The organism is Sphingomonas sp. Leaf5, from assembly GCF_001421155.1.
Lineage (GTDB): Bacteria > Pseudomonadota > Alphaproteobacteria > Sphingomonadales > Sphingomonadaceae > Sphingomonas.
Genome location: NZ_LMJZ01000022.1, coordinates 186,616 through 193,833, shown reverse-complemented (window position 1 = coordinate 193,833; position 7,218 = coordinate 186,616). Strand labels below are relative to the sequence as shown.

Sequence of the window (7,218 nt, the reverse complement as noted above, 5' to 3'; positions counted from 1 at the left end):
CCGGGCAATCGAACACCGTTCCTCGAGCGATAACTGACGGTAGATGGACATGGCAGCACCTGTCTCAGGTGTTGCACTTCGTTTGTGAACTCAGAGGGGCTGACGAGAGAGTACGCATTCGCCTTTTGTTCTTGCGCGGGCCGCTACCGCAGGCCATTGTAAACCCGCGAGATGTCGGACCCTACCCGCAAGATCATCCATGTCGACATGGACGCCTTTTTCGCGTCGGTCGAACAGCGTGATGCGCCTGAGCTCAAAGGAAAGCCGGTCGCGGTCGGCGGGTCGAGCGGGCGTGGCGTGGTCGCCGCCGCATCCTATGAAGCGCGCGTGTTCGGTGTGCGCTCCGCCATGCCGTCGGTCACTGCGATCCGGCGTTGCCCCGACCTGATCTTCGTCCGCCCCCGCTTCGAGGTGTACAAGGCGGTCAGCGGCCAGATCCGTGACATCTTTCTCGACTATACCGACCTGGTCGAGCCGCTGTCGCTCGACGAGGCCTATCTCGACGTCACCGCCAACCGGCGCGGCCTGCCCAGCGCCACCGCGACGGCGCAGGAAATCCGCGCCCGCATCCTTTCGGTCACCGGCCTCACCGCCTCGGCGGGGATCAGCTACAACAAGTTCCTCGCCAAACTGGCGTCCGACATGAACAAGCCCAATGGCCAGTTCGTCATTCCGGTCAAGGCCGGCCCGCGCGTCGTCGCGTCGCTGCCGGTCGGCAAGTTCCACGGCATCGGCCCCAAGACGGTCGAGCGCATGGAGGCGCTGGGCATCCGCACCGGCGCCGATCTGGCGGGCTGGACGCTGCCCGACCTGCAACGCACCTTCGGCAAGGCGGGCGGCTGGTATCACGGCATCGCCCGCGCCGAGGACCACCGCCCGGTCCGCCCCAACCGCGTGCGCAAATCGTCGGGCTCCGAAACCACCTTCCACCACGACCTGACCGATCCGGAAGCGATCGAGGAGCGGGTGCTGGCGATGGCCGACGACGTTTGGGACTGGGTGGAGAAGACCGGACAACATGGCCGCACCGTCACCGTAAAGGCGAAATACGCCGATTTCCGCATCGTCACCCGCAGCCGCACGCTGGGCGCACCGGTCCGCGACCGCGCGACGCTGCACGCCACCGCCCGCGGGCTGATCGCGACGCTCTATCCGTTGCGCATGGGGTTGCGGCTGGTGGGGGTGACGATGGCCGGCTTCGGCGGGGATGAGCCTCCGACCGGCCAGCTCGACCTGTTGTAAAGTTGGCTCCACGACCCAACCGACCATCGTCATTCCGGCGAAGGCCGGAATCCATTGTGTCGGGTGCTGTCGATCGTGCCGCACCGTCGCCCCATCCATGGATTCCGGCCTCCGCCGGAATGACGGCGGTTCGTGTCGGGCCGCCCCACCAACGCTTTGACGCCCGCCCGCAACCCGCCTACAACCGCAGCGTCCCCGGGGGAGCGTTCCGTCACGCTTGAGAGGAAGGCCGCAGCCTTCGACCCGCTGAACCTGATCCGGCTGACACCGGCGTAGGGAGGGAGCGGCCACACCAGTTCCGCCCCCTCCGCATGGAGTGGAATATGGCAGACATCCCCGCAAAGACCGAAATCGGCGTCACCACCGGCCCGATCCGTGGCAGCCGCAAGGTGCATATCGGCCCCCTGAACGTCGCGATGCGCGCGATCGACCTCGACCCTTCGTCGGGCGAACCGCCGCTCAACGTCTATGACACGTCGGGGCCGTATACCGACCCGAACGCCCGCATCGACATCATGGCCGGCCTGCCGCAGCTGCGCCGCGACTGGATCATGGCCCGTGGCGACGTCGAGAGCTACGACGCCCGCGAACTGCGCCCCGAGGATAACGGCCAGCTCGGCCCCGACCGTTCGGGCGGCGTCCAGCCCTTTCCGAACGTCGTCAAGCGCCCGCTGCGCGCCAAGGCCGGCGCGAACGTCAGCCAGATGCACTATGCCCGGCGCGGCATCATCACCCCCGAAATGGAATATGTCGCGACCCGCGAGAATCTGGGCCGCGAAATGCTGCGCGAATATGTCCGCGACGGCGAGAGCTTCGGCGCGGCGATCCCCGATTTCGTGACCCCCGAATTCGTCCGCGACGAAGTGGCGCGCGGCCGGGCGATCATCCCCAACAACATCAACCACCCCGAAACCGAACCGATGGCGATCGGCCGCAATTTCCTCGTCAAGATCAACGCCAACATCGGCAACAGCGCGGTCGCATCGAACGTCGCCGCCGAAGTCGACAAGCTGGTCTGGTCGATCCGCTGGGGCGCCGACACGGTCATGGACCTGTCGACCGGCCGCAACATCCACGACACCCGCGAATGGATACTGCGCAACTCGCCGGTGCCGATCGGCACGGTGCCGATCTATCAGGCGCTCGAAAAGGTCGGCGGCATCGCCGAGGAACTGACGTGGGACATCTTCCGCGACACGCTGATCGAACAGGCCGAACAGGGCGTGGATTACTTCACCATCCATGCCGGCGTCCGCCTGCCCTACATCCCGATGACCGCGAAGCGCGTCACCGGCATCGTGTCGCGCGGCGGGTCGATCATGGCGAAATGGTGCCTCGCCCATCACCGCGAATCGTTCCTCTACGAACATTTCGACGAGATCACCGAGATCATGAAGGCGTATGACATCGCCTATTCGCTGGGCGATGGTCTCCGCCCCGGTTCGATCGCCGATGCCAATGACGAAGCGCAGTTCAGCGAGCTCTTCACGCTCGGCGAACTGACCCACCGTGCCTGGGCGCAGGACGTGCAGGTCATGATCGAAGGCCCCGGCCATGTGCCGATGCACAAGATCAAGGAGAATATGGAAAAGCAGCTGCAGGTCTGCGGTGAAGCGCCTTTCTATACCCTCGGGCCGCTCACCACCGACATCGCGCCGGGCTACGACCATATCACCAGCGGCATCGGCGCGGCGATGATCGGCTGGTACGGCACGGCGATGCTCTGCTACGTCACGCCCAAGGAGCATCTGGGCCTGCCCGACCGCGACGATGTAAAGGTCGGCGTGGTCACCTACAAGCTCGCCGCCCATGCCGCCGATCTGGCCAAGGGCCATCCGGCCGCACAGATGCGCGACGACGCCCTGTCGCGCGCCCGCTTCGATTTCCGCTGGCGCGACCAGTTCAACCTGTCGCTCGACCCCGACACGGCGGAATCCTACCACGACCAGACCTTGCCCGCCGAAGGCGCCAAGACCGCGCATTTCTGTTCGATGTGCGGTCCCAAATTCTGCTCGATGAAGATCACGGCCGAAGTCCGCGAATTCGCCGCCAAGCAGAACGCCCCGGCCGACACCTTCCTCGCCGCCGACAAGGCGGATGCGGACCGCGCGCTGTTCGCCAACGGCCCCGCCTCGGTAGCGGCGGCCGAGGCCGGCATGGCGGAAATGAGCGAGAAGTTCCGCGAGAAGGGCAGCGAGGTGTACCTGCCAGCGGAGTAATCGGACTAAAAACTCCTCCCCGCTATGCGGGGAGGGGAACCATGCGCAGCATGGTGGAGGGGCGTGGCCGCGGGCGGGCGGCACGTTCAATAAAAAGGCCGGCGGGGTTCCCGCCGGCCTTCAGTTTATGCGTAAAGGATCAACGTCCAAACGCTGGTACCATCATCAGTTGGAGGAATGCGATGCCCCTGCGCGATGTATGTAGGGGAACCGGACGCTCCATGACGCCAGTATCCGGTTTCCGGGCAGTAATCACCGATGTCGACCATCGTTCCCAGTTTCACGCGCCCGTTAGTCATGCTTTGTCGCCTCTGTTGAGAATGAGTGCAACGTCGGATGCGCGCGTTGACTCTTATGTGAGGGCAACTAAGGTTCAACCTCGTTCTCCAGAGCGAGGTAGGCATCCGCCTCCAGCTTGCACCACCTCCGGCAAGAGGTGGTGCAACGCTGATACAGTCGAGCAGTTACTTTAAAGAACGTTACGCAAGCCCCGCTGCGCGGGGGAGTTGTGCCCGCACGACTGTGCATCGAAGCGTCAACGGGGCGATCACCGCTATGCGGTGGAGCCATTCAGCTTCGACATTGGTAAGGTGTCAGAAACTAAATCGCGGTGCAAGTGTCAGAAGCGTCAACGTTCGGTTATTTTGATCGTTGTGGTTCTTTAAGCTCAATAATGATACCGGCACTGCGCCACCTCCAGCATCTGCATCTCGCCCGACCCGGCCACTCGATACACCAACCGATGCTCATGGCTGATCCGACGCGACCACCAGCCAGACAGGTTTCCGCCCAGCGGCTCGGGCTTGCCCGTTCCCTTGAACGGATGCCGCCGACATTCCTCGATCAGCGCGTTGCACTTTGCGAACAGCTTGAGGTCGGTCGCGTGCAGGTCGAGATACTCCGCCCATGAACGCGACGAGAAACGGACGTTCACGGCTGGATCAGCTCGTGAACCTCACCGCCACCAGCTTCCAGTTCCGCGATGCTTTTCAGCAACCGCTCCGCATTCTTCGGCGATCGCAGCAGATACAGCGTCTCTTCGATCGACGCCCATTCGCTGGCCGATACCATGACGACGCCCTCACCCCGCTGACGAGTGATTGCCACCGGCACCCGGTCGGCAACGACCCGGTCCATAACCGACTTCAGGTTGGCACGGGATTCGGTGAAGCTGATCGATTCCATGAGCAGAGTGTACGGAACATTGTACAGAACACAAGGGGCCGCGCAAAAACTCCTGTCCTACAAGTTCCCAATATGTTCCCCTCCGCCCATGCGCAACCAAAGCCAGCTCTCCGAGCATTCGCCCGCGCCCGTCCCGGCGCACGCCCCCTCGAACCTGACCGTTCCGTCCGAGACGCCCTATCTCGACGCCAACGGCTATGACCCCGCCGACTATCAATGGGTCCCCGTCCGCCGCAAACCGCGCAGCGACGGCTGGTCCGATAAGAAACAGCGCGATTTCATCGAAACCCTCGCCGATGGCGGGTCGGTCGCCGATGCGGCGCGCGCGGTCGGCATGTCGCCCAGCACCGCCTATCGCCTGCGCCGTTCACCCGGTGGCGAGGCCTTCGCGCGCGCGTGGGATGCCGCCGTCGCGCAAGCCGTGGGGATGCTGGTCGACGTGGCATTCGACCGCGCGATCAACGGCACCGTCGAACCGGTGCTCGATGCCAATGGGCGGCGGGTCGGGTCGCGGCATCGCCCCGGCGACCGGATGCTGATGTTCCTGCTCGCCGCCCATTATCCCGACCGCTACGGCAAACAGCAGCGCCGCCGGTCGGCGCGCGGCGAGGCGGAGGCACCGGCCCCAACCCCGACGCCCAGCGTCGCCGAGGCGCTCGACGCGCTCACCCCCGTGCCACCCGCCGAGCCCGAAAAGCTGATGGCCCCTGCCGATCTCGACGTCGCGATCGAGGTCGCCGACCTAGGCGATGGCAAACTTCCCGGCTGGCTCGACCCCGACCGTCGTCCCGAACCGGTCGCGGCACCGGTCGAGCCGCCCATGCCCGAAGCACTGGCGGCGGCATGGGCCGCGCAGGACGACCTGCATCTGTCGGAACCCGGGCCGCTGGGCGAGGCGTTCGAGATCGAACTGGAACTGGCCAAGCGCGGCATCACCGTTCCCCGCCCCAAACGCCCGAAACCGCCACGTGCGGCGCGCAAGACGCGGCGAGTGTGACTTTCGTGACCTTTGGACAGGGCTCCCGGCACGATCCGGCGTCCGAACCCCACGGCAAACGCCCGCGCCCCAAGCCGCCACGCACGGCGCGCACGATGCGGCGAGTGTGACCTTTGTGACCTTTGGACGGGAGGTGGGGCGTCATCCGGCGTCCGCCGCCCGTCCGGTCCTGTCCCGCCTGCCTGCGGCTGCCCGCTTCCCTGAACCGGATACGATGCTATCATCTCCTTAGACCGGCCTCGGGGGCGAGCGCCGGCAGGGGGGTATGATGAGACGTTCGATCCTGATCGCGGGAATGGCGGCGATGTTGCCTGGGCAGGTGCTGGCGCAGGCGGTGCAGACGACGCAGGCGCCGACGGGCGGCGGGGCGGCGACGCCGGCCGCGCAAGGCACGGTCGCGCCGGTCGACGATCCCAAGGAGATTGCCGAGGATGCCGCGCGCGACCTGACGCCGTCGCGCTTCTACAACCGGCCCGGTGCCACGCGTGCCGGCTATGATCTGGCGTGGCAGCAATGCCGGCTGATCGCGCGCGGATCGCGCACCCCGGCGGGGACGGTGCCGATGGTCTACAACCCGGCGGTAATCTCGCCGATCGCGGCGGGGGCCGGTGGCCTGCTCGGCGGGCTGATCGCCGGCGCGATCGCGCAGGGGCAGCAGCGGCGGGCGAACCGGCAAAGCTGTTTGCTGATCCGTGGCTGGCGGCTGGTCGAGCGCGACGATGCCGTCGCCGCAAAGATCACGGCGATGCCAGAGGCCGAGCGGATCGCCTATCTCGACCGGCAGATCGGCGAGGCGGAGGTCGCCGGCAAGGTAACCGAGCGCACCGGCTTCACCACCCCGGTCGATCCGTCATGGCGGATCGATGCCCCGCTGACCCTGCCGGGGACGGTGTTTCTGGGGAAGAAGGTCGAGGCCGCCGCGCCGTTCGTGCTGGCACCGGGCGAGGCGGCGATCGTCGTCGCCTTTCGCCGGCTGGACGCGGCCAGCGCCGGCCGCTCGGCGCAGTTGCAGCTGCTGCGCTACAATGCGGGCAAGCACGACGCGCTGTACCGCCCGCGCGACTGGAAGGCGAAGAACGACCTGACCACCTATGGCCTGACGGTCAACAGCGGCGACCGGAAGTCACCCTATGAGGTGCAGGTGCTGCGCGTGACGCCGGGCGACTATGTGCTGAACGCGATGTCGGTCGCGAACCTGCCGGTCACCACCACCAACTGCTTCGGGGCGCCGATGGTGCATGTCGAACCCGGACAGGTCGCCTATCTCGGCGACTTCGTACCCTATGTGAATGCGCGCCATGCCGATGGGAAGCGGTTCGACGGCGTGCTCTTTGCGGGGCAGGGCGAGGATGCTGCAAAGACGCTGGCGACGCGGCAACCCGCATTGGCGGCAAAGCTAAGCAAGGCGCAGTGGCAGAACCGGGCCACCTATGGCTGTGCCGGGGTCAGCATGGATCGCTACGACCTGCCGGGCATGCCCGATCTGCCACCGGTGGTGGCGACACCGGACGCATCGCTCGCCGGATAGGGGGGCAACGGTGCCGCACCCCCGCGATCGGGGGTGCGGCGGTTCCG

General features: G+C 66.1%; 6 protein-coding genes and 1 riboswitch. Of the genes, 4 read left to right on the top strand and 2 right to left on the bottom strand.

The window, feature by feature from the left end; translation table 11 throughout:
• The first annotated feature begins 171 nt into the window (after positions 1–171).
• A complete protein-coding gene (gene dinB, locus ASE50_RS15450) occupies positions 172–1,242 on the top strand; it encodes a DNA polymerase IV (protein WP_056402478.1) in 1,071 nt (356 codons plus the stop codon).
• A gap of 192 nt (positions 1,243–1,434) precedes the next feature.
• Positions 1,435–1,525, top strand: a riboswitch (TPP riboswitch).
• Positions 1,526–1,565: 40 nt separating this feature from the next.
• Positions 1,566–3,461 (top strand): phosphomethylpyrimidine synthase ThiC, encoded by a 1,896-nt coding sequence (gene thiC / locus ASE50_RS15445; protein ID WP_056402476.1) that lies wholly within the window; start codon positions 1,566–1,568, stop codon positions 3,459–3,461.
• Positions 3,462–4,128: 667 nt separating this feature from the next.
• On the opposite strand, the gene ASE50_RS15440 is transcribed toward thiC, so the two are convergent.
• Positions 4,129–4,395 (bottom strand): Txe/YoeB family addiction module toxin, encoded by a 267-nt coding sequence (locus tag ASE50_RS15440; RefSeq protein ID WP_055999046.1) that lies wholly within the window; start codon positions 4,393–4,395, stop codon positions 4,129–4,131.
• Positions 4,392–4,646, bottom strand: a complete 255-nt coding sequence (locus ASE50_RS15435) for a type II toxin-antitoxin system Phd/YefM family antitoxin (protein ID WP_055999049.1) — start codon at positions 4,644–4,646, stop codon at positions 4,392–4,394. Before ASE50_RS15435 ends, ASE50_RS15440 begins: the two co-directional genes overlap by 4 nt.
• A gap of 88 nt (positions 4,647–4,734) precedes the next feature.
• Here ASE50_RS15435 and ASE50_RS15430 point away from each other — a divergent pair, with 88 nt between their 5' ends.
• Positions 4,735–5,643: a helix-turn-helix domain containing protein gene (locus tag ASE50_RS15430; RefSeq protein ID WP_055999052.1), complete on the top strand. Its 909-nt coding sequence runs from the start codon at positions 4,735–4,737 to the stop codon at positions 5,641–5,643.
• Between the two features lie 268 nt (positions 5,644–5,911).
• Entirely contained in the window at positions 5,912–7,171 is a 1,260-nt protein-coding gene (locus ASE50_RS15425; RefSeq protein WP_156347496.1) for a hypothetical protein, read from the top strand.
• Positions 7,172–7,218: the final 47 nt, after the last annotated feature.

Excerpts from the sequence above, each read along its gene's own strand:
- dinB (WP_056402478.1), top strand. The coding sequence starts at position 172 with ATGTCGGACCCTACCCGCAAGATCATCCATGTCGACATGGACGCCTTT.
- ASE50_RS15425 (WP_156347496.1), top strand. The coding sequence starts at position 5,912 with ATGAGACGTTCGATCCTGATCGCGGGAATGGCGGCGATGTTGCCTGGG.
- ASE50_RS15435 (WP_055999049.1), bottom strand. The coding sequence starts at position 4,646 with ATGGAATCGATCAGCTTCACCGAATCCCGTGCCAACCTGAAGTCGGTT.
- ASE50_RS15430 (WP_055999052.1), top strand. The coding sequence starts at position 4,735 with ATGCGCAACCAAAGCCAGCTCTCCGAGCATTCGCCCGCGCCCGTCCCG.
- thiC (WP_056402476.1), top strand. The coding sequence starts at position 1,566 with ATGGCAGACATCCCCGCAAAGACCGAAATCGGCGTCACCACCGGCCCG.